At 69.6% G+C, this 21,293-nt stretch carries 19 protein-coding genes and 1 pseudogene; 8 read left to right on the plus strand and 12 right to left on the minus strand.

The features are described 5' to 3' along the window. Nucleotides 1-23: 23 nt before the first annotated feature. A complete protein-coding gene (locus J2853_RS09115; protein WP_307556543.1) occupies nucleotides 24-2,240 on the minus strand; it encodes a S9 family peptidase in 2,217 nt (738 codons plus the stop codon). Nucleotides 2,241-2,482: 242 nt separating this feature from the next. After that, nucleotides 2,483-3,124, minus strand: a complete 642-nt coding sequence (locus tag J2853_RS09120) for a TetR/AcrR family transcriptional regulator (protein ID WP_307556544.1) — start codon at nucleotides 3,122-3,124, stop codon at nucleotides 2,483-2,485. 223 nt (nucleotides 3,125-3,347) lie between these two features. Between J2853_RS09120 and J2853_RS09125 the strand changes: the two genes are divergently transcribed. After that, nucleotides 3,348-4,004, plus strand: a complete 657-nt coding sequence (locus J2853_RS09125; protein WP_307556545.1) for a CatB-related O-acetyltransferase — start codon at nucleotides 3,348-3,350, stop codon at nucleotides 4,002-4,004. Between the two features lie 70 nt (nucleotides 4,005-4,074). On the opposite strand, the gene J2853_RS09130 is transcribed toward J2853_RS09125, so the two are convergent. Together J2853_RS09130 and J2853_RS09135 are read right to left on the minus strand one after the other, a co-directional pair. Beyond that, nucleotides 4,075-4,923: a patatin-like phospholipase family protein gene (locus tag J2853_RS09130; protein ID WP_307556546.1), complete on the minus strand. Its 849-nt coding sequence runs from the start codon at nucleotides 4,921-4,923 to the stop codon at nucleotides 4,075-4,077. 117 nt (nucleotides 4,924-5,040) lie between these two features. Further along, nucleotides 5,041-6,501: a PucR family transcriptional regulator gene (locus J2853_RS09135; protein WP_307556547.1), complete on the minus strand. Its 1,461-nt coding sequence runs from the start codon at nucleotides 6,499-6,501 to the stop codon at nucleotides 5,041-5,043. A 150-nt stretch (nucleotides 6,502-6,651) separates the two neighbouring features. Between J2853_RS09135 and speB the strand changes: the two genes are divergently transcribed. Genes speB through J2853_RS09150 form a run of 3 tightly spaced genes read left to right on the plus strand, consistent with a single transcriptional unit; the run spans nucleotide 6,652 to nucleotide 9,784 of the window. Continuing rightward, on the plus strand, nucleotides 6,652-7,599 hold the full coding sequence (speB, locus tag J2853_RS09140; RefSeq protein ID WP_307556548.1) for an agmatinase: 948 nt from the start codon (nucleotides 6,652-6,654) through the stop codon (nucleotides 7,597-7,599). Then, nucleotides 7,596-9,125: a purine-cytosine permease family protein gene (locus J2853_RS09145; RefSeq protein ID WP_307556549.1), complete on the plus strand. Its 1,530-nt coding sequence runs from the start codon at nucleotides 7,596-7,598 to the stop codon at nucleotides 9,123-9,125. The genes speB and J2853_RS09145 overlap by 4 nt, the downstream gene beginning before the upstream one ends. Before the next feature lie 14 nt (nucleotides 9,126-9,139). Further along, complete coding sequence (locus tag J2853_RS09150; protein WP_307556550.1) at nucleotides 9,140-9,784, plus strand: cyclase family protein; 645 nt, start codon at nucleotides 9,140-9,142, stop codon at nucleotides 9,782-9,784. Between the two features lie 159 nt (nucleotides 9,785-9,943). Here the strand turns inward: J2853_RS09150 and J2853_RS09155 are convergent, their stop codons facing one another. After that, nucleotides 9,944-10,420, minus strand: a complete 477-nt coding sequence (locus tag J2853_RS09155; RefSeq protein ID WP_307556551.1) for a hypothetical protein — start codon at nucleotides 10,418-10,420, stop codon at nucleotides 9,944-9,946. Between the two features lie 280 nt (nucleotides 10,421-10,700). Between J2853_RS09155 and J2853_RS09160 the strand changes: the two genes are divergently transcribed. Beyond that, nucleotides 10,701-11,456, plus strand: coding sequence for an SDR family oxidoreductase (locus tag J2853_RS09160; RefSeq protein ID WP_307556552.1), 756 nt, complete (start codon nucleotides 10,701-10,703; stop codon nucleotides 11,454-11,456). 120 nt (nucleotides 11,457-11,576) lie between these two features. Here the strand turns inward: J2853_RS09160 and J2853_RS09165 are convergent, their stop codons facing one another. From J2853_RS09165 to J2853_RS47785, 3 genes are all read right to left on the minus strand, one after another. After that, nucleotides 11,577-12,812, minus strand: coding sequence for an IS701 family transposase (locus tag J2853_RS09165; protein ID WP_307554052.1), 1,236 nt, complete (start codon nucleotides 12,810-12,812; stop codon nucleotides 11,577-11,579). 166 nt (nucleotides 12,813-12,978) lie between these two features. Beyond that, a complete protein-coding gene (locus J2853_RS09170) occupies nucleotides 12,979-13,734 on the minus strand; it encodes a metallophosphoesterase (RefSeq protein WP_307556553.1) in 756 nt (251 codons plus the stop codon). Next, on the minus strand, nucleotides 13,731-14,015 hold the full coding sequence (locus J2853_RS47785; RefSeq protein ID WP_370879519.1) for an NAD-binding protein: 285 nt from the start codon (nucleotides 14,013-14,015) through the stop codon (nucleotides 13,731-13,733). Before J2853_RS47785 ends, J2853_RS09170 begins: the two co-directional genes overlap by 4 nt. Nucleotides 14,016-14,101: 86 nt before the next feature. Here J2853_RS47785 and pdxR point away from each other — a divergent pair, with 86 nt between their 5' ends. Next, entirely contained in the window at nucleotides 14,102-15,574 is a 1,473-nt protein-coding gene (pdxR, locus tag J2853_RS09180) for a MocR-like pyridoxine biosynthesis transcription factor PdxR (RefSeq protein WP_307556555.1), read from the plus strand. A 49-nt stretch (nucleotides 15,575-15,623) separates the two neighbouring features. Next, a complete protein-coding gene (locus J2853_RS09185; RefSeq protein WP_307556556.1) occupies nucleotides 15,624-16,445 on the plus strand; it encodes an alpha/beta hydrolase in 822 nt (273 codons plus the stop codon). A 28-nt stretch (nucleotides 16,446-16,473) separates the two neighbouring features. On the opposite strand, the pseudogene J2853_RS09190 reads toward J2853_RS09185, so the two are convergent. From J2853_RS09190 to J2853_RS09200, 3 genes and pseudogenes are all read right to left on the minus strand, one after another. Beyond that, nucleotides 16,474-16,695, minus strand: a pseudogene (locus tag J2853_RS09190) (hypothetical protein); the annotation flags it as partial. 42 nt (nucleotides 16,696-16,737) lie between these two features. Then, on the minus strand, nucleotides 16,738-18,009 hold the full coding sequence (locus J2853_RS09195; RefSeq protein WP_370879520.1) for an IS256 family transposase: 1,272 nt from the start codon (nucleotides 18,007-18,009) through the stop codon (nucleotides 16,738-16,740). 489 nt (nucleotides 18,010-18,498) lie between these two features. Beyond that, nucleotides 18,499-19,899: an IS701 family transposase gene (locus J2853_RS09200; RefSeq protein WP_307556558.1), complete on the minus strand. Its 1,401-nt coding sequence runs from the start codon at nucleotides 19,897-19,899 to the stop codon at nucleotides 18,499-18,501. A gap of 744 nt (nucleotides 19,900-20,643) precedes the next feature. On the opposite strand from J2853_RS09200, the gene J2853_RS09205 reads away from it, so the two are divergent. Beyond that, nucleotides 20,644-20,973, plus strand: a complete 330-nt coding sequence (locus tag J2853_RS09205) for a hypothetical protein (RefSeq protein WP_307556559.1) — start codon at nucleotides 20,644-20,646, stop codon at nucleotides 20,971-20,973. A gap of 65 nt (nucleotides 20,974-21,038) precedes the next feature. On the opposite strand, the gene J2853_RS09210 is transcribed toward J2853_RS09205, so the two are convergent. Continuing rightward, nucleotides 21,039-21,293: a hypothetical protein gene (locus J2853_RS09210; protein ID WP_307556560.1), complete on the minus strand. Its 255-nt coding sequence runs from the start codon at nucleotides 21,291-21,293 to the stop codon at nucleotides 21,039-21,041.

Below are 21,293 nucleotides of genomic sequence, written 5' to 3' on the forward strand. Positions count from 1 at the left end.
GGCGGTACCGAGGGCGGCGCGCCTCACATGAGGTGGCGGGCCAGGAAATCCCACCTGCGCCGGGCGACGTAGCGCTCGTAGCCGAAGAACATGTGCTCCGCACCGGGGACGATGAGCAGCTCGAAGTCCTTGTCGGCGGCGATCAGGCGATCGGCCAGCCGCAGCGTCAGGTGGGGGGAGACGTTGTCGTCCAGGCCGCCGTGGACCAGCAGCAGGTTCCCCTCCAGCCTGTCGGCGATGTCCACGTTGGAGGAACGGGCGTAGGTTTCCTCGTCGAACGGGCCGTCGTACGTCTCACCCCACCCCAGGTTGTAGTACCGGTTGTCGTGCGGGCCGGACTCGGAGACCCCCGTCTTGAAGACGCCGGGGAAGTCCAGCATCGCCCGGACGGCGGCGAATCCGCCCCCTGAGTGGCCGAAGATCCCCACCCGGTCGAGGTCCATCCACGGCCTCCCCTCCGCCAGTTGTTCCAGCGCCGCGACGTGGTCGGCGAGGCCGCCCGCGTCCGCCAGCCGCCGGTAGGAGGCGTCGTGGAACGCCTTGCTCCGCCCGGGGGTGCCCCGGCCGTCAACGGCCATCACGACGAACCCGAGCGCGGCCGCCGCCTCGGCGTCGTGGCCGAAGAACCCGGGATCGAAGGACGGGCTCACCCGGTTGACCTGCGGGCCGGGGTAGGGGTGGTCGAGGACCGGGTAGCGCCGGTCGGGATCGAATCCGTGCGGGCGGTACAGCACGCCGTAGATGTCGGTCCGGCCGTCGGCCGCCTTGACACGGAACCGTTCGGGGGGAGTCCAGCCGGTCGCGGTGAGCCGGGTGATGTCGGCGCGCTCCAGCTCGACGATCACGCGCCCGTCCCATCCGCGTACGGTGGCCCACGGCGGAGAGTCGGTGGTGGAGGCCGAGTCGATGAAGTACTCCCCGTTCTCCGGCACGACGACGACGTGGTCCAGGTCGTCGTCGGTGACCCGCGCGAAGCCGGAACCGTCCAGCCCGGCCCGGCACACCGACCGGCGGTACGGATCAGAGGCGACCAGCCCCGAGGCGACGAAGTACACCACCCGCCGCGCCTCGTCGACACGCAGGATCTCCTGCACCGCCCACTGCCCCGAGGTCACCTGCCCGCGCGGCTCACCGGAGCGCGCGTCGTACAGGTAGAGGTGCCCCCACCCGTCACGCTGGGAGTACCACAGCAGTTCCCGCCCGCCGGACAGAACCCTGACCATGGGCCGCTGCGCCGGCTGCTGGGACGGCTCCACCCGGGTGTCCCCGGTCTCGGTCAGCACGGTCGTCACCTCCCCGGTGCCGGGATCGAGCCGGTGCAGCCGGAGGGTGCGCACGTCGCGCGGCCGGCTCAGGTAGTAGACCGCCGAGCCGTCCTCCGCCCACCACGCCCACCTCGTGAAGATCGGCGACATCACCGGCATCGCCTGCGGTTCCGCCCGCGCCGGTACGGCCGTGCCCTCGGCGACGTCGAGCACGACGAGCTCGGCGAGCGGCAGCCGGTCGTCCCCGGGGAACGGCTGCCGCTGTGTCAGCAGCGCGGGCGCGCCGCCGTCGTCCGGCATGGACTCCACCAGATGCGTCCGCCGGACTCCGCGCTGATCGGTCCGGTGTGTCAGCACGCGCGTCGAATCGGGCGACCACGACACGGCGGGCGGCGCGTGCGGAAGCCCGGCCTTTTTCAGCATGCCGGAATACATGAAGAAGTCCGGGCCCGCCCCGTAGTCGCGGTCCGCGTCGCCGTCGGAGGTCAGGGCCCACTCCCGGCCGTCCTCCGCCGAGCGTGCCCAGAGGTCGTGGCCGCGGCGGAACACCACGAACCTCCGGTCCGGTGACGGGACCTCGAGCGGGTGGCGGGGCGGGCCGCCCGCGGCCTTCTCGCACGCGCCGCCGTCCAGCCCGCACCGCCAGTGCGCGCCGAAGGCGTCGAACTCGACCGCGTCGCCGGTCAGTTCGACGGCGCCGAACGGCAGCGCCGCCGCGTCCACGTCGTGTCCCGAGGCCGCCGCCAGGGCGGCCGCGACCATCTCCCGGTCGAACGCCGGCTCGCGGGTGCCCGCCGCCGGGTCGACGAGGACGAACCTCCTTCCGGCGGAGGTGTCCACCGCGTACCAGAAGCGGGCGCCCCCGTCGATCCAGTGAGGATTGATCTTGTCCCCGAGGACGAGTTCGTGGCGGTTGTGCCGCAGCAACCGCTCGGCGGTCCGGCAGGCCGCGGCGTCGAGTCGTGTCGTCTTCATGAGGTGTCTTTCCTGTCATCCGCGATGGGCGTCGACGGCCTGTCCTGGCCTGGCCCGGTGGTCTTCCAGGACTGTCGCGGAGCACGCTGACGGCTGTTTGAGCGCGCGCTGACAGATCGCTGATACGGCCCCGCCCTTTCCGTACACGGACGAGAGGTGAGAGCCCGCGGATGCGCGGCCGGGGCTTGGCCGACGACCGGCTCACCCGGGTCTACGAGCGCCTTGTCGCCGAGCGCACCCGCTCAGGTGCCGCCGGCCGGCGGGGACCCGGCGAAGGCGCCCGCGGACGCGGCGAGGGCCGCGGTCCTGGCCGCATGGTCGGGAAGGTCCGGGTCGGGGGGCGTACGGAGAAGCACCAGCTGGTGGTACAGCGGCGCGGTGGCGGCGATGAGCAGTCGCCGCGCGTCGGTGTGCGGCGGGAGCTCGCCGCGCCGAACGGCTCGGCTGACGATGACCTCGCAGCGGGCGTACCGGTCCTCCCAGAGCCGTCGCACGCTGCGGGCGGCTTCTTCGGAGCGGAACGAGGCGGCGATCAGGGCTGCGACGATCGGCGGCCGCGCGGTCAGGGCCGCCTGGCTTTCGTGGTTCAGCGCCGCCAGGTCGCCCCGCAGGGAGCCGGTGTCCTGGGGTTGCCAGTCGTCGTCGCTCGCCGCTTCGAAGACGTCGGCGAGCAGGCCGCCGACATCCCGCCAGCGCCGGTACACCGTGGCGCGATGCACGCCCGCACGGGCCGCGACGGCGTCCAAGGTGAGCTCGTCGTAGCCGCGCTCCCCGAGCTCGTCGCGGACCGCGTCGAGAACCCGCGCGCGGATGTGGCCGGTACGGCCACCCGGCCGGCGCCGGGGCGGCGGGCTGCCCTCCGGCGGTGGAACCGCGGGAGTCATCGCTTGGAATCCGGTTGCTCAGCGGACGGCGTCATGACAGCATCTTAATGTATTACTTGTCGCGTTAGTAGAGACATCGATGGTGTTCCCCAGGTCGTGCGGCCTTTGACGGCCGCCTCGCCCTCGAATGCCTCGGAGCGTCCGCATGCCCGCTGCCAGGTCCCGACGTCGTGCGAGGACCGTGAGTACCTGCCGTCCGCAGGAGTCTGAGAGGAAACGGTCCATGAGGCCCCACGTTCCCGCCGACCCGACCGTGGTGCATCCCATGCCCGGACAGCCGCGGGTGGTGCTGCTCCGGCCGCTGGTCACGTCCCCGCTGATCGAGGTCGGGGAATACTCCTACTACGACGACCCGGACGATCCGACCGCGTTCGAGACGCGCAACGTGCTCTACCACTACGGGCCGGAGAAACTGATCATCGGCAGGTTCTGCGCACTGGGCACGGGAGTGCGGTTCATCATGAACGGCGCCAATCACCGGATGGACGGCCCCTCGACCTTCCCCTTCCCCACCCTGGGCGGCTCATGGGCCGAACACTTCGACCTGCTCACCGGCCTGCCGAACCGCGGGGACACCGTCGTCGGCCACGACGTCTGGTTCGGTTACGGCGCGACGGTGATGCCGGGCGTCCGGATCGGACACGGCGCGATCATCGGCTCCGGTGCCGTCGTCACCTCGGACGTGCCCGACTACGGGATCGTGGGCGGCAACCCGGCCCGGCTCATCCGCACCCGCTACAGCGACGAGGACGTCGCCCGGCTGCTGGCGGTGGCCTGGTGGGACTGGCCCCCGGAGTACATCACCGAGCACGTGCGGACGATCATGTCGGGCGGCGTCGCCGACCTGGAGGCCGCCGCCCCGGGCGCCCGCCGCGCGTGACGCGGGCACAGGACGTCCGTGCCCGCGGTCCGGTCACGCGGACCGCGACCACCGAACGATCACGCCGTCGTCAACCGTGCCATACGCCGGCCACGCGTTCGGCCGCCTCGGCCGCCTGGGCGCGGCCGGCGCGGGCGACGGCCGCCCGACGGGCCGGATCGAGTATGGTCCGCAGGCTCGACCCCATCAGCCGCTGGGCGTCCGCGTCCGGGGAGATCATCGCGATCCGCGCGTCCGGCCCCAGTGCGGAGACCTGGTCCGCCACGCCGGGCATCGGCCCGCCTCCGCGTGTCACCGGCGCCAGCACCACCACCCGCTCGTGGCCCGCCGCCAGATCCATGTTCGCCGCCGAACGCATCCCGCCGTCGATGTGGCGACGGCCGTTGACGGTCGCGGGAGGCCGGACCCCGGGGGTCGCGGCGCTGGCCGCCACCGCGTCCACCAGCTCGACGCCGCTCGCCGAGTCGAACGTCACGAACTCTCCCGACTCCGCGTCCACGGCGGTGATGACCAGTCTGCGCTCCGGCCACGGGTGGGCACCCCCGATCCACCGGACGATCTGTGCCCGCCGTTCGGCCTCCGGCGGGGTCCTGGCGGCGAGTGCCATCCTGCCCATCCGGGCCCGGAACTCCGCCGGATCGCCCGTCCGGATCGTGGCCCACACCAGCCGGGACAGATAAAAAGGGGGAATGCGAGGCCGCGTCTCCTCTCCGGGCGGCTTCAGCTGGGCCGCGTACCGCAGCTCCAGGTCGAGGCCCGCCAGGAGTTGCGCGCTCACGACGGCTCCGGCGGAGGTTCCGACGACGAGGTCAGCCTGCCCCAGGTCGACGCCCGACTCGGCCAGACCGGTGACCATGCCCAGTCCCCAGGCGATTCCGGCGATGCCTCCGCCACCCAGCACCAGGGCCCTGCTCGCCATCGCCGCCTCCTCCGATGTCATCGAATGCGCGTCTTCATTGTGCATCGACCGGTGAGGGCCGCGGGCGCGGTCGTCCATGACATTCGGCGACGACCTCTCGCTGTCGCTCGCGGTGGATCAGTCCATCAGCCCGAGCTGCCCGGCGGCCCGGATGGCCAGCCAGACCTCGGCGAAGGCCGTGGTGGACGACAGATCCCTGCCGGTCAGCTCGGCGAACCGGCGCAGCCGGTAGGCCAGGGTGTTGGGGTGGACGTGCAAGACGGCCGCGGCGTCCTCGGCCCGGCGGTCGCGCTCCATCCAGACGCGGACCGAGAACAACAGGCGGGAACCCCGCTCGGAGTCGTAGCGCAGCACCTCGCCCAGCACGTTCTCGACCAGGGCGGTCAGCACCCAGGGGTCGTCGGGCAGCCAGCGGCCGGTCGTGTCGTCGCCGTAGTGGACCAGCGGGCGGCCGAACTCGGCCGCCCGCGTCGCCGCCCACACCGCCTCGCGCTGGGCCACCCGCGTCGACTCGCCGGGTGGGAACGGGCGGCTGACCCCCGCGGCGATCCCGGGCAGGGCGGCGACGACCGCACCGGCCTCGGGCGCGCAGAGCACGTAACGGTCCTCGCCGCGGCGCAGCATCAGATGGGGCTGGTCGTCGAGCGCGCGGCGCAGGGCGTCGTCGGACACCCCCCGCGCCACCAGCAGTACGGTCTCGGCCTCGACGTTCAGCCCCATCCTGATCAGCCGGCGCCGGGCGGTGGACAGGTCGAGGACGTCCTGCAGCAGTTCGGCGAGTGTTTCCGCGCCCTCGCGGCGCAGCGTCTCGCGCTCGTGCCTGGCCCTGGCGAGCTGGAGGGCCGCAACCGTGGCGATGTGCTGCGCCACGGCCAGGCCGGCGGGACGTGCGCCCCCGCGCTCGAAGGCGACCAGGAACCCGGCCGGTCCGCCGGGCGCGGGGACGGGCAGGACAAAGCCCCCGGGGATGGTCGGCGGGGCGTCGGGCTCCGAGGGCAGCACGGCGAGGTCGGGAGGCACCGGCACGCCCGCGAGCAGCGGGCGGCCCTGCGGGGTGCACAGGAACACCGCGTACCCGCTCAACCTCTCCAGCCGGTGGAACAGCGTCACGGTGTCGAGATCCTCGGCCGCCAGCCAGCGCAGCGCGCCGAACACCTGCAGTTGCGCGCCGAGCCGCTGCGCGGCGTCCTCCTGCACGGCCGCCGCCACCTCCTGGGCGACCGCGATGAACGGCACGGCCAGCGGAACCTCCAGAACCGGTATCCCCCGCTCCCGCGCCGCCACCAGGAACGCGCGGTGCAGCGGCGGCACGTGCAGCTGGGCCGACAGGGCCAGGGCGGCGACCCCGGCGTCGTCGAGCCGCTCCAGATAGGCCCGCTGGCGGGCGGCCGTACGGGGGACGGCGAGCCCGGTCGTCATGATCACTTCGGCGCCCAGCAGCCAGGGGGTGGGATCCTCCAGCTCGCTCACATGGGCCCAGGAGACCGACCGGGACAGGCCCGCCTCACCGGCCAGGAGGCGTAGCTGGAGCGCGGGGAAGGACAGGAGATCTTCCACGGTGAGTTTGTGGCTGTCCACAACAACGACGGTAACACTTCGTGAATGAGCCAATTGTCGGACGGCACCGGCTCCCTGACACTTTCCTGACCAGCTCCTTTTCGGGAGACACGACCCGGTTCACGCGGATCGTGCCCGAGGGGAGAACGTCGTGAAAGGATCCCGCAGAGCATGACCGAGCACAGAGGGCCCGTCGACTCCTCCAAGATCCCGAGGTTCGCGGGGCCCGCCACCTTCGCCCGGCTGCCGCGACTGGACGAGGTCGGGCGGGCCGACGTGGTGGTGGCGGGTGTGCCGTTCGACAGCGGCGTCTCCTACCGGCCCGGGGCGCGCTTCGGGCCGTCGGCGGTGCGGGAGGCCTCCAGGCTGCTGCGGCCGTACAACCCCGGGCTCGACGTGTCGCCGTTCGAGCGGCTGCAGGTGGCCGACGCCGGCGACATCGCCTGCAACCCCTTCAACATCGACGAGGCCGTCGAGACGATCGAGCACGCCGCGGCGGGACTGCTCAAGACGGGGACCAGGCTCGTGACCATCGGCGGCGACCACACGATCGCGCTGCCGCTGCTGCGGGCCGTCTCCGCGGCGCACGGGCCGGTGGCGCTGCTTCACTTCGACGCCCACCTGGACACCTGGGACACCTACTTCGGCGCCGCCTACACCCACGGCACCCCGTTCCGGCGCGCGGTCGAGGAGGGCGTCGTCGACACGGAGGCGCTCTGCCACGTCGGCATCCGCGGCCCGCTGTACGGCAAGCGCGACCTGGAGGAGGACCGCCGCCTCCGGTTCGGCATCCTGACCTCCAGCGACGTCATGCGGCGCGGGGTGGACGAGGTGGTCGACGCGCTGCGGCAGCGGGTCGCCGACCGGCCGGTCTACATCTCGATCGACATCGACGTGCTCGACCCGGCGCACGCCCCCGGCACCGGCACCCCCGAGGCGGGCGGCCTGACCAGCCGGGAGCTGCTGGAGATCCTGCGAGGTCTGGCGGGCGTCAACCTGGTCGGCGCCGACGTGGTGGAGGTGGCCCCCGCCTACGACCACGCCGAGATCACCTCCGTGGCGGCCTCCCACCTCGCCTTCGACCTGATCAGCCTGCTCGCGCTCAAGGAGAAGCCATGACGGGGACCATCACCGAGATCGAGACCTACGGCGTGGAGCGGATCCCCGACGCCGACCGCAGCGCCAGACCCCTGGACCTCTTCCGCGTCGCGTTCGGCGGCGCGAACACCTTCGCGACCTGCGTGCTCGGCGCCTTCCCCATCCTGTTCGGGCTCTCCTTCTGGCAGGGGCTCACCGCGACCGTGCTCGGCCTGGTCGTCGGGGCGCTCATCCTCGCGCCGCTCGCCGTCTTCGGCCCGCTCAACGGCACCAACAACGCGGTCTCCTCCTCGGCCCACCTGGGTGTGCACGGCCGCGTCGTCGGCTCCTTCCTGTCGCTGCTCACCGCGATCGCGTTCTTCTCGATCTCCGTGTGGTCCTCCGGCGACGCCCTGGTCGGCGGCGCTCACCGGCTGATCGGCCTGCCTGAGAACCAGCTCGCCTTCGGCGTGGCCTACGCGATCTTCGCCGTCCTGGTCCTCGTGGTCTGCGTGTACGGCTTCCGCTTCATGCTCTTCGTCAACAAGATCGCGGTCGTGGCGGCCTCGCTGCTGTTCGTGCTGGGAGCCTTCGCCTTCGCGGGGGACCTCGACCTCGGCTATCCCGGCGCGTTCACCTCCACCGCCGACCCCCTGTTCTGGCCCTCCTTCGTCGGCGCCGCGCTGATCGTGCTCTCCAACCCCGTCTCCTTCGGGGCGTTCCTCGGCGACTGGTCCCGCTACATCCCGGCCGACACCCCGAGGTCCCGCGTCATGGCCGCGGCGTTCCTCTCCCAGATCGCCACGATCCTGCCGTTCTTCTTCGGCCTGGCCACCGCCTCGATCATCGCGACCAAGGCCGCGCAGTACGTCGACCCGGCCGCCCCCAACTACGTCGGCGGCCTGCTGGCGATCTCTCCCGGCTGGTTCTTCCTGCCGGTCTGCCTGCTCGCGCTGATCGGCGGCATGTCCACCGGCACCACCTCCCTGTACGGCACCGGCCTGGACTTCTCCAGCGTCTTTCCCCGCTTCTCCCGCGTCCAGGCGACCGTGTTCATCGGCGTGCTGTCGATCGGCTTCATCTTCCTCGGCCGGTTCGCGGCGAACCTGACCCAGAGCATCTCCACCTTCGCCACGCTCATCGTCACCTGCACGGCCCCCTGGATGATCATCATGGCGCTCGGCTACGTCACCCGGCGCGGCTGGTACGACCCCGAAGCCCTTCAGGTCTTCAACCGCCGCCAGCGGGGCGGGCGCTACTGGTTCACCCACGGCTGGAACTGGCGCGGACTGACCGCCTGGATCTCCGCGGCCGTCCTGGCCATCCTGTTCGTCAACCTCCCCGGCCAGTTCGTCGGCCCCTTCGGGAACCTGGCCGGGGGCATCGACATCTCCCTGCCCCTGGGCCTGGCGGTGGCCGCCGTCCTCTACCTGCTGCTGCTCACACTGTTCCCCGAGCCGCGCGCGGTGTTCGGACCGGCCGGTCCGCGTCTGGTGCGCTCCTCCGACACGCCGGTCCCGCCCATCACCTCGGAAGGCCGGACCGTGGCGGAGCCGAGCACAGTGTGACGGAGAATGGCCCGATGACACTCATCGACCTGTCGGTGCCGATCGTGACCGGCATGCCCGTCTATCCGGGTGATCCCGAGGTCACGGTCGGCCCGGCGCTCACCGCCGCCGCCGACGGTGTCAACGTGCTCAGCCTGCACCTGGGATCCCAGTCGGGCACCCACGTGGACGCGCCGTACCACATCGACGACGCGCTTCCCACCCTGGACGACCTGCCGCTGGATCGCTTCACGGGCCCGGCCACCGTGATCGACGCCTGCGGGCTGCCTCCCCGGTCACCTCTCGGCCCCGAGCTCTTCGAGGCCGGGGCGCGTCCGGGGACGATCGTCCTGGTCGCCACCGGCTGGGCCGCCCACTGGGGCACCGACGCCTATCTCGCCCACCCCTACCTCACCGAGGAGGCCGCCACCCTCCTGGTCGAGGCCGGGGTGCGCACCGTGGGGATCGACGCGCTGAGCGTGGACCCCACTCCGGGCGACGACTTCCCCGCCCACCGCGTGCTCTGCGGCGCGCACGCCGTCATCGCCGAGAACCTCACCAACCTGAGCCTCCTCCTGGACGCCCAGGCCGACGGGCGCTCGGTGGAGGTCTCGCTCTTCCCCCTCCGCCTGCCCGCCGCCGACGGCGCCCCGGTCAGAGCGGTGGCCCGCGTCACCTGACGGGGGAGGAGGACACCCTCACCGTCACGATTCTCCTGGCTCCGAGGCGGACCTTCCCCGCCTCGGAGCCACCCCGGCGGAGGGGCGCCCGGTCTCGTCGAGGGGGCACGCGCCGACGTGCCCCGGACCTGATGGCCTGGGGCACGTCCAGGAAGGCGGTTATCCGCAGTTACCCCAGGTGTTCCGGCCGCCGGACGCGGTCTGGTCGTGGCCGATGGCCTTGATGATTCCCCAGTACTTCACGCAGTAGCCCTTGGCGTACAGCTTCACCGGACCGGCGTAGTACTTGTAGTTCTTGGCGTCCTGCTTCGTCGACGTCCTCGCGGGCTCGTCCTTGATGCGCCGGGTCTGCGTCTCCAGCCGTGCCGAGACGTAGGTGGAGGTCCCCACGAAGCTCGTCTTGATGGTGGTCACGCAGTTGAACCCGGTCTTGCGGTTGTAGAGCAGGTAAACACGGCCGAACGTCCTGCCGGCGGCGGTCTTGACCGGGCGGCTGCTGTCGGCCACCCGGGCGAATCCGGCACCGCACACGCTTTCCGGAGTGCCGGCGGCCGCCACGGCGTACGCCGGGTTCGCCATGACCGCTCCGGCGGCCAGCGTTCCGGCGAGGATGATCCTTCTTGTGGACTTGAGCACTCACTCGTCCCATCGTCAGGCGCCACTCGTTGATCGAATGGCATCGGGCACGATCATTCTCCATCGACCGCCGACCGGAAACTGCTGATATGCCGGAATTTTCGGCGGTTTGTATACCTGTTTCCGGATATGACCATTTACCTTTCCCTCCGGTCCTGGTCGAGGAGGTCGGTGAGGTGACGGCTCGTATGATCGTCCCGATGACGGCGGCGGCCTGAAAAGGGATCGACACGGTCCGGCTCACCCGTCGTCCCGGCGAAGGCGGACGGAGGAACGGGCGATGGGCGCGGACAGGGTGGCGGTGGTGACCGGGGCCGGGTCGGGGCTGGGCAGGGCGATCTCCCAGGCGCTGGGCGGGGACGGCTGGTCGGTCGTGCTGACCGGGCGCAGGGAGGAGCCGCTCCGCCGGACGGCCGGCTCCCTGCCGGACGGCGGCGCCACGTCGATGGTCGTGCCCGCCGACGTCGGCAGTCCGGAGTCCGTCCAGGCGTTGTTCTCGGAGGTCGGCCGGCGCTACGGCCGCCTGGATCTGCTGGTGAACAACGCGGGCACCTTCGGCCCGTCCGCGTCTCCGGCGGACGTCACCTACGAGGAGTGGCGCTCCACCGTGGACGTCAACCTCACCGGGTCGTTCCTGTGCGCGCAGGCGGCGTTCCGGATGATGCGCGACCAGCGGCCCCAGGGCGGGCGGATCATCAACAACGGGTCGCTCTCGGCGCACACTCCCAGGCCGAACAGCATCGCCTACACGGCCACGAAGCACGCGATCACCGGGCTGACGAAGTCGCTGTCCCTGGACGGCCGCCGGTACGGCATCGCGTGCGGCCAGATCGACATCGGCAACGCCGCCACCGAGATGACCGCGGCGATGAGCGCGGGCGTGCCGCAGGCCGACGGGTCGATCGCGGTCGAGCCGACGACGGACGCCGATCATGTCGCGCGGGCCGTCCTGTACATGGCGGGCCTGCCGCTGGAGGCCAACGTCCTGTCCATGACGGTCATGGCGACGGCGATGCCGTTCGTCGGCCGTGGCTAGTAGGGCTTGGTTAGGTGGGGACGGGCTGGGCGTGTCTGGGTAACGCTCGGCGGCAGGTGGGGCAGATTCCGGCCCAGCACGCCAGGAGTAGTTGCAACTCGGCGATGATCCGGTAGGTGCTCAAACCGCAGCCGGCACTTTTGGGTCGAGCCGCTCCAGGGTGCAGAAGGCGTGTGCGACCGAGGCCAGGGTCACGTGATGGTGCCAGCCACTCCAGGTGCGGCCCTCGAAGTGGTCCAGACCCAGGCCGGTCTTCAACTCCCGGTAGTCGTGTTCGATGCGCCAGCGGATTTTGGCCAGGCGCACCAGGCGCCGTAGCGGGATGTCTGCCGGGAGGGTGGACAGCCAGTATTTGGTCGGCTCGCTCTCACCAGGTGGCCATTCGGCCAGCAGCCAGCACACCGGCAGATCCTCGCCCATGTGCGCGCGGCGGATCCGTAGCCCCGCCGGCCGTACCCGCAGCGCGACAAACCGTGAGCGCAACGGCCCCTTGGACCCGGCCCGCCAGGTCACCGCGTGCAGCGCGCGCCGTCCGGCGGCGGTCACGATCTGCTGGGCTGAGCGCGGCTTGTCTCGATAACGCGGCACCGGCCGCCGCCCAGTCCCCGCATACGGCGCGACCGTCCGGCCGGCATCGATGCCCAGCAGCGCGGTATCGGAGCGCACCCCCACCACGTAGCCGATGCCACGCTCGGTCAAGCCCAGACGAAAGGCCCCGTCTTGGCCATAGCCCTCATCGGCGACCACCAGCGGCGCCTCCAGCCCCCAGCAACACAGCTCATCGATCATGTCCAAAGCCAGCTGCCACTTGGGCACATGAGTGATGTCCGCGGGGATCCGGGCCCGTTGCCTGCGCGCCGCCACCGCGGCCGAATCCTCCGTGCGCGGTGAGGCCGCATCCCACCCCTCGGGCACGAACAGCCGCCAGTTCACCGGACAGGACGCGACGTCGGTGACCAGGTGCACACTCGGGGCGACCTGGCAGTTAGCGGTCTTGCCCAGCGCCCCGCAGTACTGCGGGGCCACTCCCGGCGACTCCTCACCATCCTTGACAAAGGACACATCATCGACCACCCAGGCGGCCGGGTTGATCGCCGTGTCCATCCGCCAGGCCAGCTCGGCCAGCACCAGTTGATGTGACCAGGGGGCGTCGGTGAGAAACTGCTGCAGCCCCTGGCGGTCCACGCCCAGCCGGGCCGCCATCGGCTCCATCGATTTACGGGCCCCGTCGGTCAGCAGGCCGCGCACATATCGTTCGCCCCATCGCCGCTGATCAGCACGGGCGAAACAGGAGAACACCTCGGCGGCGAACGTCTCCAGTCGCGCCCGCACGGCCTCGAGTTCTTGAGGGGTCATCTTCCCTCACCCCCAACGCAGGTGACATACCGTCTCCTACCCGAGGTAACCAAGTCCTACTAGTGGCACCACACACAACGTCGACCGGGTTTTCCCCGGCCGGGAACAGCACCTGCCCCCGAAATGACCCGGTCAAGGCTCGGAGACACTCCACTGGACGAATGCGTCAGTCGTTGACGCACCGGTAGTGGGTGGTCAGCCGCCCCTCGTCATCAAGGACGTGGAAGGCGAGCGCGGGTGGCTGGTCGAGGTGGACGTGGTCCCGGGGGTGGGCGTGGCGCTCCCAGGGGAGCCGGAGCGTGGAGACGACTCCTGGCGCCACCAGCAGCGGCCTCCCGGCGAACGTGGTCGCCGCCGAGGTGTGGGCGTGCCCGCACAGAAAGGCCGCGAGGTTGGGGTGGCGGCCCACGAGCGCGGCGAGTCGCTCGGCTCCGAACTGGCGTATGCCGTCGACGTAAGGCACCTGCAGCGGGGTCGGCGGATGGTGGAAGCCGACCAGTACGGGCACCTCGGCGGGGGCCTGGGCCAGGACGTCCTCCAGCCACGCCAGAGTCTCGTCCTCGAGGAAGCCCTCGTCCTTGCCCGGAACGGAGGAGTCGCACAGCGCGATGACGAAGCCGGTGGCGCTGTACACCTGGTTGACGGGGGCCGCTGATCCCGGCTGTCCCAGCAGATGCTGCCGGAACGCGGCGCGCTCGTCGTGGTTGCCGGGACAGATCAGTACCGGGTGCCGCGACTCCAGCAGCCGACGGGCCTGCTCGTACTCGGCCGGCAGGGCGTGGTCGGCGATGTCTCCGGTGACCAGGACCGCGTCGAGGTCGTAGGGGAGGTCTTCGAGGTGGTCCATGACGGCCTGGGTGCGCCCGATGCTGCGCTGTCCGCCGTCGATGTGGATGTCGCTGAGGTGAGCGATCACGATCACCGCTGTGGTCCCTTCGTCGCGGTGTGCAGGATGTGAGCGACGACAGCCGAGTAGTCCTGGCCGTCGCGCCCCGCACGCTCGGCGTCGGCGAGCTGGTCGCGAACCTCGGCGGTCAGGCCGAGGCTGAGCCCACGGTCATGGACCGCGTCGGCGACGAGGTCGGCGTCCTTGCGGGCCAGGGAGAGCGCGAAGCGCGCCGGGTAGTCGTCGGTCTCGATCGCACGGCGTCGACGCGCGGCCTGCTCCGCCGGCGCGCCCCATCGCGCCGAGCCCGATGACAGCGACCTGTTTCATGCCCGCGCCCCTTCGTTCAGTCTTTCGACCTCGAACCTAAACGGAAAGCGGACCAGGGGTAAGGTCCAGTTTCATGCCGAATTCCTGGTCCGGTTCCCGCCTCGACCTGCACATCGATCTCGACGCCGCAGGCGGGCGGCGGTCCGCCCTGGAGTCCGCCCTCCGGGCGGCGATCCACCAGGGGCGCCTGTCCGCCGGGCTGCTCCTGCCGTCCACCCGCGGGCTGGCTCAGGAACTCGGGCTCTCGCGGGGCACCGTCACCGCTGCCTACGACCAACTGGTCGAGGAGGGCTACCTGACCACACGGCCGGGATCGGGCACCACCGTGGCCGACGTACCGCCAGGCGTCCCGGCCCCCGCGCTCACCGCATCCACGCCGGCAACTCCCCGTCACGACCTTCGCCCCGGGCTCCCCGATGTCAGCGCCTTCCCCACCCGAGCCTGGCTTGCCTCCACCCGCCGGGTCCTCACCCACGCCCGACCCGAGGTCTTCGGTGCCGGAGACCCCCAGGGCCGGATCGAACTGCGCAACGCACTCACCGACTACCTGGGCCGCACCCGCGGCGTGATCACCACCCCGGACCGAATCGTGATCACTTCCGGCTACTACCAGGGCCTGGGCCTGCTCGCCGACGTGCTGGCCGCAGGCGGAACCAGCACCGCGGCCGTGGAGGACCCGGGCCACGACCTCTTTCGAGACGTCGTCCGACGCGCCGGTTTCACCGTTCTCGCCATGCCCGTCGACGCACACGGCGCCCGCATCGATGCGCTCACACAGAGCACGGGAGCGGTATTCCTCACTCCGTCGCACCAGTATCCGACCGGCGTTCCCCTGCATCCCGGCCGCCGCCAGACACTGTGCGCATGGGCGCGCTCCACCGGCGGCCTGATCGTCGAGGACGACTACGACGGTGAATACCGCTACGACCGCCAACCCGTCGGGGCCCTCCAGGGTGTCGCTCCTGGTCAAGTCGTCTACTGCGGCACCGCATCCAAGACCCTCGGCCCCGCCCTCCGCCTGGCCTGGATGGTGCTACCGCCCCACCTGGTGGGGCCGGTCGTGCGAGCCAAACAGGAAGCCGACCTGTACACCGAAACCCTCGGCCAACTCATCCTCGCGGACCTGGTCACCACCCACACCTACGACCGCCACGTCCGCGCCGCCCGCCTGCGTTACCGCCGCCGCCGCGAACTCCTTCTCAACCGCATGGCCGCCATTCCCGAACTCACCGCCCACGGTGTTCCCGCCGGTCTGCACGCCCTCGTCACTCTCCCCGCCGACTGGCCCACCGAACACCGGCTCCTGACCGCCTGCGGCGACCACGGCCTCGCCCTGCGCGGTCTCACCGACCTCCACCACGACCCCGTCGGCCGCCCCCAGGGTCTGCTGATCGGCTTCGCCGCCCCGTCCGAACACGCATACCCAGCCGCCCTGGACACCTTGTTCGCAATCCTGGCATCCAATCGACGAAGCGGTGCTCTCACCGGCGGAAGCACCGCTGTCAGCTCGACTCGCCCTCAACCGCGTCAGGGCTTGTTCGTCTAGCCCGGTTCGCGTACCATCTCCAGCCGGATGTCACCTATCATTTGCAGGTATGTCGCGATATATCGTCAGTGAACTTCGTGAAGGTGCACGCAAGCGAAACGGCACGCGCGCGAAGGGGCCCGACCTGCCGCATGTCGAAGACCTGACCAGCTCCTCGGGGTTGCCGCTACGCCACTACCGCCCTTCCGCCGAGCCGCGCCCGCTGGTGGTGTTCCTGCACGGTGGGGGGTGGGTCTTCTGCGACCTGGAGACTCACGACAGGACCTGTCGCCGGCTCGCCCAGGAGTGCGACGTCGAAGTGCTGGCCGTGGACTACCGGCTGGCACCGGAGCATCCCTACCCGGCCGCGATCGACGACGCCGTCGAGGTGCTCCGCCGGGCCAGGCCGGTGGCCGTCGTGGGAGACAGCGCGGGCGGATATCTCGCCACCATGGCCTGCCTGCGACTGCGAGACGAGGGCGGGCCGTCGCCCGCCGTGCAGATCTTGATATGCCCCAACACCGACCTCACGCTATCCCAGCCCAGCATCGCCGAGAAGGGCACGGGTTACGGGCTCGACGCCGAGATGCTCGCCTGGTTCGCCGCTCAGTGGATGCCTGACCCGGCGAGGCGTCGTGCGGCGAGTCCGCTGCACCACCCCGACCTGTCCGGCTTGCCGGCCGCCCTGGTGGTGACCGCCGAGCACGACGCGCTGCGCGACGAGGGCGACGCCTACGCCCGCCGCCTGGCCGAGGCCGGGGTCCACGTCACGCACCGCTGTGAACCCGGCCTCGTACACGGATTCATCCAGGGCATGGATCTGACCAGTGCCGAGGCGGCAGCCGCGCACGAGCGGATTTTCGCCGATATCCGAAGAATGATTCCGCGCTAGTGTGATGCGCCGCAAATCCAGAGGGTAATTATTCCTTTGATGGCTGGCTGGGCGGGTTGATCTTGGCGAGGTAGTCGGCGAGGGACTTGAGGATCGCGTCGGCGGTCTTGGTCCAGGTGAACGGTCTGGGGTCCTGGTTCCAGGTGTCGATCCAGGCCTTGATGTCGTCCTCGAGGGCCTTGACAGAGGTGTGGACTCCGCGGCGGATGAGTTTGTCGGTCAGTAGTCCGAACCAGCGCTCGACCTGGTTGGGGTCTGTCCAGCAAACGGTGTAACTCGATTTTGATTAGTTCTATCGGGGGGTCGGGGACAAGCGGCCGTCGAAGGTGATGGCGAAGGCGTTGAGGGCGGCCTTCCACCGGGTGACCCAGCGCTTGCGGCCCTTGCCTGTGGGGTCCAGGCTCATGATGGCCATGTAGACGCACTTCAGTGCGGCCTGCTCGTTGGGGAAGTGGCCACGGGCCTTGACCGCGCGACGGATTCGGGCGTTGACCGACTCGATCGCGTTGGTGGAGCAGATGACCCGGCGAATCTCGGCATCGAAGTTGAGGAAGGGCACGAATTCGGCCCAGGCGTCTTCCCACAGCTTCACGATCGCCGGGTATTTGCCGCCCCAGGTCTCGGCGAACTCATAAAACCGCTCCAAAGCGGCAGCCTCGGTCGGCGCGCTGTAGATCGGCCGCAACGCCTTGGCGATGGCATCCCAGTGCTGACGGGCGGCGTAGCGGAAGGAAGCGCGCAGCAGGTGCACCACGCAGGTCTGCACCACGGCCTGCGGCCAGACGGTCTCGATCGCCTGAGGTAGCCCCTTCAGCCCATCGCAGACCACCATCAGCGCATCACCGGCGCCGCGGTTCTTGATCTCGGTCAGCACATGCAGCCAGAACTTGGCGCCCTCGCCGCCGTCGCCGGCCCACAGCCCGAGGATGTCGCGCTCGCCATCGACGGTGACCGCCAACGCCACGTAGATGGGCCGGTTGGCGACCTGACCATCGCGGATCTTGACGTGGATGGCATCGATGAAGATCACCGGGTAGACCGCATCGAGTGGCCGGTTCTGCCATTCGGCCATGCCCTCCAGCACCTTGTCGGTGATGGTGGAGATGGTCTGCTTGGACACCTCCGCACCGTAGACCTCGGCCAGGTGCGCGGAGATCTCCCCGGTGGTCAATCCCTTGGCCGACAGCGAGATGACCATCTCATCAACGCCCGACAGCCGCCGCTGCCGCTTGCGCACGATCTTCGGCTCGAAGCTGGCGTCCCGATCACGCGGGACGGTGATTTCCACCGGCCCGACCTCGGTCAGCACCGTCTTGGACCGGGTGCCGTTGCGGGAGTTGCCCACTCCGCGGCCGGCTGGATCGTGCTTGTCGTAGCCGAGATGGTCGGTGATCTCGCCTTCCAGCGCCGACTCCAGCACCAGTTTGGTCAGCCGGCCCAGCAGCCCGTTTTCTCCGACCAGCTCCACTCCGTCGGCTCGGGCTTGGTCGACCAGCCGGCCGACGAGTTCCCGATCCGACGCCTTGTGATCTTCCTGCGCCACCGCAGCAGCCTCCAGGTCCATCGCTTCCGATGCCTGGACCACAGTACTCATCAGGTGTGTCTCCTTGATCAGGAGTTACACCGAAAACCGTACAGTCCCCAACATTATTCCGTTGGCCATGCAACACCCCGGGAGGGCCTGCGCGTATAGATCAATGACGTTCGCCCGAGCACGAGAGCCCCGGCTATGGCCAAAGGAGAGCGACATGGAACACGGCAAGCTACGGAAGCGATTCGGTGCAGCTGCCGCTGCGCTCACCGTCACAGTTGGGCTGGTCGGCCCAGCCCAAGCGCGGGCGGAGGCACAGGCGGCACCGTCATGCGCCGGCTGGTACCACGAGAACTACTCCGACGACGTCGACTTCACCAAGCAAGGCACCTACCTGAAGCGCGGTCCTTACGGGCATTGCGAAACCGTCACGGGTGTGCAGTCATATCGGTGCTCTGTTAAATCCGGACGTAGAGGTTGAGTGCGTGTCCGGCTCCGACGGCGGCAAGAAGGTGCTGGAGCTCAGGGGGCGGGGGCGCGTTGGACCAGGCACGCCAGTAGCGCTGGAGCCGTATCCAGGGGGTGAGCCAGCTTCGCACGTGGCGCAGCGCTGACGGCCAAGACGGCCGGAGCCGGCTGTCGGAGCTGATTTTTCCCCCGGCCCTCGGCGGCCTGCCCGCCGTTGGAATAATTCTCACCCGGTGAAGGCGGCGGTTCATCGCCCGGATCCGTGGTGCCATCGGGTGGGCTACCGGCCAGCCAGGTGTGCCAGCAAAAGCAGAACGCGGCCATCACCAGGGTTTGGTGGCGGCGGATCGCCACCGAGGAGCGGACCTGGAAGTCGGCCCAGCCGAGCTCGTCCTTGACCTGTTTGTAGCCCTGCTCGATCCAGCCGCGTAGGCCGTACAGGCGCACGACCTGCGCGAGATCGGCTGGGGGGTGCGACGAGTCGGCGGCGGCCGATCCGTGCGGGCGCGGCAGGTTGGTGGTCAGATACCAGGTGCTCTTATCCGGCAGCGTCGCCGGGTCGGTGGTGGCGATCACCAGCCGGTAGGGCTCATCAGGGCCCCACGGACCGAGCCGGGCATCAGCCGCCCACCAGGTTTCATGGTGGCCGTCGCGGAAGCGGCGCTGCACGCGGGTCCAGTCGGCGGGATCGTCCGGGCCGCCCCAGACCAGGGCCCGGGCGGCGTCGATCGGGGTGTGGTCGGCGCAGGCGGGCGCCCACAGGCCCTTGCGCCGTTTGAGCGCCAGTACATAGGCCAGTCCCAACTGCCGTAGCTCGCGCCGGTAGTCGTCGTTGTCGCCGTAGGCGCAGTCGCCCACCACGGCGGTGAAGGGGATCTGGGCCTGCAGTGCCTTGCCCACCAAACGCGCGGCGATCTTCGGTTTGGTGGCGAACGCCGGATCATTCGTGCCGCGCGGCAGGCGGCACGCGGCCGTGTACGGCTGGGCATGTAACGGCACATACAGCCGCTCATCGGCCCACAAGGTGGTCACGGTGACGATCCCGTTGTCGGTCTTGCCGAGTCGGCCCAGCCACTGCCGGGACACGTGATCGGTGGCGTGCCCGTCCTTGCGGTCGCCGCTGTCGTCGATCACCAAAACCCCGCCCCGGTGCGGCGCGGTCGCCGGATCGGCCCGCAGCAGCGCCACCCGCCGGTCGTTGACCGCCTCGGGGTCCCACACCGATTCCGACAGGAAGTACTGCAGCCGCTGCACCGCCGGATCGTTGATCCCGACCATCGGCTCGGCCCCGGCCAGGCAGGTCAGCGTCTTGTTGCGTTCGCGTGGCAGCAGCAGCCCGGCCAGATACTCGCGAAACCCGCGCCGCTGCCCGAGCGCGGAGAACACGTCATCGAAGCGTGCCGCGTAAGCCTCCAGCGGGCCAGGCGCCACCGGAGTTGGCAGACGAGCGGTCATCACCCACCCCCGAATCACCCGAACGGTCATCAATCAGGTGATACCCGGCATCATCCTTGATCCAACGAACTACCGATATACGACCGTCTATATCCACTGCAGGGTTGCGAACGAATATGGCTACGGATGGGCTTGGGTCCGAATCGCGGGAACCACCAAAGAAGGGTGGGCAAACCTGCAGCATTTGGAAGACGCTTACTGGAACGCCTGGCAATACGAAGAGTGCTACCCCTAGAAAGCTGGAAACGGGGTCGCCGCGAGGAGGCCTGCTGCAACAGGTGCCCTGGTTCCTGCCGTAGGTGAGCGAGTCATTTCCACCGTGACGCTGCCGGTTATGGTGGGTTTGAGCGGACCAGAGATGCGCTGAGTGAAGGCTCCCGGCAAGACGGCAGTCGACCAAGATCCGATGCTCCAATCGGGAGCCTCGTTGCTGTCTTACCCTGCCGCAATACCGCTGTCGAACCGTACGCTCCCCCACCTGGCCGATGCCATCTGCGCTCAACGTGTCCAACGTCTGGCTATGCCATCGGGAAGCGGCACCGTTTGTAGACGGGTTCGGGCACCAGTTGGTGATCGAGGAGTCCGGAAATGCCGATGAGTTCGGCACCATGTCAGCCTGGTTTGGGGCGGGTAGGAACTGGTTGTTGCTTCTCGCCGTAGCTGACGCAGTCCAGTGACCTGACGCATTAAAAAGATCGCCCCGCCGCCTCGATGATCTCGCTGATCTTTAGGCACGATGAGAACATGGCCACCACCGTTGTCGAGATCCACGTCCCGCTGCGCGAAGTGTCGAGCCTCGCCAAAACCGAGTACCAGTTCCCATGGATCGACGAGATCGAGGAGTTCTTGTTCGAGCTGGAGCAGCAAGGTGAGGTCGAGGTCTTCGACGATGGCGAAGAGTTCAGAGAGGTTTACGTCTTCTTCGTCACCGGGACCGACGAAAATGCCCTTTTGGTTGCCGCGTCCCGCGTGGCGGCTCTTGATGGGGTTCCCGCAGGTGCCTTCGCCGTGATCACCGACGATGAGGCGGCAGAGTTCGGGCTTGGACGCCGGATAGACCTGCCGATGCCCTGATCAGCAGGTTGGACGGGAGCTGACAGCGACCGAACCGGGCCGAAAGCGGCCTACTTGGCGACCTTTCAGCCAGCCCACAGAACCTTGACCACGGCGACCCGTCGTTGATCTTCCAAGATCAGGAAGAAGGCCAGGCCACGCTTGTGGTCACCGAACGCGGCCGAGCGCAACGGCCCGTCGGGATTGGTCGCGGACGCGGACGGAAACCCCCACGGGGCGGTCTCCAACGCGGCGCGCAACTCCAGGTAGAACGGCAGCGCCTCGACGGGCAGCGCATCAAGCTGGGCCAGGGCCTCGGGGTCGTGCTCGACCCGATACAC

This window comes from Streptosporangium lutulentum, from assembly GCF_030811455.1.
GTDB lineage: Bacteria > Actinomycetota > Actinomycetes > Streptosporangiales > Streptosporangiaceae > Streptosporangium > Streptosporangium lutulentum.

What these genes read in the sequence shown, in the direction of transcription:
- J2853_RS09130 (WP_307556546.1), bottom strand. Translation starts at nt 4,923, where the DNA reads ATGGCGAGCAGGGCCCTGGTGCTGGGTGGCGGAGGCATCGCCGGAATC.
- J2853_RS09160 (WP_307556552.1), top strand. Translation starts at nt 10,701, where the DNA reads ATGGGCGCGGACAGGGTGGCGGTGGTGACCGGGGCCGGGTCGGGGCTG.
- J2853_RS09205 (WP_307556559.1), top strand. Translation starts at nt 20,644, where the DNA reads ATGGCCACCACCGTTGTCGAGATCCACGTCCCGCTGCGCGAAGTGTCG.
- pdxR (WP_307556555.1), top strand. Translation starts at nt 14,102, where the DNA reads ATGCCGAATTCCTGGTCCGGTTCCCGCCTCGACCTGCACATCGATCTC.
- J2853_RS09195 (WP_370879520.1), bottom strand. Translation starts at nt 18,009, where the DNA reads ATGGACCTGGAGGCTGCTGCGGTGGCGCAGGAAGATCACAAGGCGTCG.
- J2853_RS09125 (WP_307556545.1), top strand. Translation starts at nt 3,348, where the DNA reads ATGAGGCCCCACGTTCCCGCCGACCCGACCGTGGTGCATCCCATGCCC.
- J2853_RS09150 (WP_307556550.1), top strand. Translation starts at nt 9,140, where the DNA reads ATGACACTCATCGACCTGTCGGTGCCGATCGTGACCGGCATGCCCGTC.
- J2853_RS09120 (WP_307556544.1), bottom strand. Translation starts at nt 3,124, where the DNA reads ATGACTCCCGCGGTTCCACCGCCGGAGGGCAGCCCGCCGCCCCGGCGC.
- J2853_RS09185 (WP_307556556.1), top strand. Translation starts at nt 15,624, where the DNA reads ATGTCGCGATATATCGTCAGTGAACTTCGTGAAGGTGCACGCAAGCGA.
- J2853_RS09165 (WP_307554052.1), bottom strand. Translation starts at nt 12,812, where the DNA reads ATGACCCCTCAAGAACTCGAGGCCGTGCGGGCGCGACTGGAGACGTTC.
- J2853_RS09145 (WP_307556549.1), top strand. Translation starts at nt 7,596, where the DNA reads ATGACGGGGACCATCACCGAGATCGAGACCTACGGCGTGGAGCGGATC.
- J2853_RS09200 (WP_307556558.1), bottom strand. Translation starts at nt 19,899, where the DNA reads ATGACCGCTCGTCTGCCAACTCCGGTGGCGCCTGGCCCGCTGGAGGCT.
- J2853_RS09115 (WP_307556543.1), bottom strand. Translation starts at nt 2,240, where the DNA reads ATGAAGACGACACGACTCGACGCCGCGGCCTGCCGGACCGCCGAGCGG.
- speB (WP_307556548.1), top strand. Translation starts at nt 6,652, where the DNA reads ATGACCGAGCACAGAGGGCCCGTCGACTCCTCCAAGATCCCGAGGTTC.